The sequence below is a fragment of the Acidiphilium sp. JA12-A1 genome, from assembly GCF_000724705.2.
In the GTDB taxonomy this organism is placed as follows: domain Bacteria; phylum Pseudomonadota; class Alphaproteobacteria; order Acetobacterales; family Acetobacteraceae; genus Acidiphilium; species Acidiphilium multivorum.
Map to the genome: position 1 here is coordinate 1 of NZ_JFHO01000184.1, position 2016 is coordinate 2016.

The 2016-nt window shown below is 66.4% G+C and carries 2 protein-coding genes; both read left to right on the forward strand.

What is annotated here, in order from left to right; genetic code table 11:
• The first annotated feature begins 105 nt into the window (after window positions 1-105).
• Complete coding sequence (locus RT91_RS19070; RefSeq protein WP_051788371.1) at window positions 106-627, forward strand: transposase; 522 nt, start codon at window positions 106-108, stop codon at window positions 625-627.
• A 291-nt stretch (window positions 628-918) separates the two neighbouring features.
• On the forward strand, window positions 919-2016 hold a 1098-nt coding region (locus RT91_RS19075; RefSeq protein WP_240314368.1), incomplete at its 3' end, for a hypothetical protein.

Genomic DNA, 2016 nt, shown 5'->3' on the forward strand with positions numbered 1-2016 from the left:
ACAGAAGCGGCGCTATGGGGGCAGCGTTTCAGGCGCATGAWTTTCTGTGCGATGCCGTTATTCTGAGCGACGACGCCGGACAATTTCAATATCGGCCGGCACGCGTTGTGCTGGGTCCACGCGGAACGGCTGGTGCATAAACTGGACACGTTCAACGACCAGCATCGCGCCGCTCAAACGCGGGTTCGTGGCCTGATCTGGGATTTTTACGCGGACCTCAAAGCGTACCAGCAAAAACCGGGCAAGCGGCAGGCTCGGGCGTTACGGACCCGCTTCGACCGTATCTTCCTCTGCCGCACCGGCTTCGTGACGCTGGACCGTCTGCTGGCGCGGCTGCACGCCAACAAGGCCGAACTACTGATGGTGCTGGAACGGCCGGAAATCCCGCTCCACACCAATGGTTCGGAAAACGACATCCGCGGTCACGTCACGCGGCGGAAGATCAGCGCCGGAACCCGGAGTGAGACCGGCCGGGATTGCCGCGACGCGTTCCTGAGCCTCGCCAAGACCTGTGACAAACTTGGCATCGCGATCTGGGATTATCTGGGTAGCAGGTTCAAGGTGGTGGGGGCCGCGATCATCGCGCCGCTCGACTTCTACGTCAGAGCCCGCCTCCGCCCCACCTAACCAGTATCCGCGACAATTTCTTCGTTCCCGCCACCTGCTCGATCGTTGGCCTGCTGACCAAGTCGAACTCGGGTTACCCACCCTTTTGCCCCTCTTACCATAAAGTTCCGACAAATAATGCGATAGTGAAATTTTTTTGCTAATTGTCGCTAAAATTGAAACTAATTTCCGCTGGTCATGGTAAGCACACCTGCAGGGCGTGGCAGTTCAAATGTCATCGCCCGACATCCGAACGCCCGGAAACAGGTGCGGGTCAGGATGAATTTGAACACGCGCGAGGAGTTTCTTTTAATGTCCATGTCCATTCGCAAGACGTTATCTTCGGCTCTGTTCTGCACGGTCTGCCTGGGTTCCGTGCTGGCGCTGGCCGGCTGCGGGTCCAGCGCGACCTCGCCTGCGGCGGGCGCCGTCACCGGGGCTGCCGGCAGCTCCACCGCGAGCGCGGGCGGCGGCTCGACCGGCGGCTCCGGCCTCGGCTCGGGCGGCGGTTCGACCGCGAGTTCCGGCGGCTCGGCGACCGGCGCCATCGCCACCACCAGTTCGGTATCGGGCGACGCGACGGGTGGTCTCGTCACCACGCTCGGCAATACGGTGTCGACGGTCGGCACCCAGCTGTCCTCGACCGGCTCGACCACGGGTGGCCCGCTCGGCGCGATCGTGGACGGTCTCGGCGGCACGGTGACCCAGACGGGCGACCTGCTGAGCGGCACCGGCTCGACCCTGACCACCAGCGGCCTCACCGGCCTGCCCGTCGTCGGGCCGACGGTCACCGGCGTCGCCGACGCGGTCGATCCCGTCACCAACGCGCTCGCCGATGTCACGGTCCTGAACACATCGACCGGTTCATCGACCGTGACTCCGCTGCTCAGCGCCAATGTGCTGAGCACGTCGCCGCAGCCCAATGCCCCGGTTCAGGTCGGCGTGCTGTCGAACGGGCAGGTGGTTCAGCTCAAGGTGGGCTCGCTCAACACGGCGACGCTGCCGGTGGCCTCGACGCTGCTGGCGACGGCGAACCAGAGCCTGGGCGGCGCCGTCGGCGGCGGGGTGGACACGCTGGCCAATGGTGCCGGCAACGTGCCTGTGCTGGGCGGGGCGGTGAACGGCGCGCTGGTGACGGCGAGCAACGCGATCGGCGGCACGAGCACGCCGGGCGGCACGTCGCTTGGCCAGACGCTGACGAACCTGACGGGTTCGGTATCGGGCGCGCTCGGCACCGGTGCGGCGACGCTGACCGGCGCCACCGGCACGGCGGTCGGCTCGCTGCCCTCGACCTCGCCGCTGGGCGGCGTGACCGGCTCCGGCCTTGGCACGGTGACCGGCGTGGTCGGCCAGGTGATCAACACGGCGACCAGCGCCCTGCCGGTCGGCGGCTCGACCACCGGCGCCACC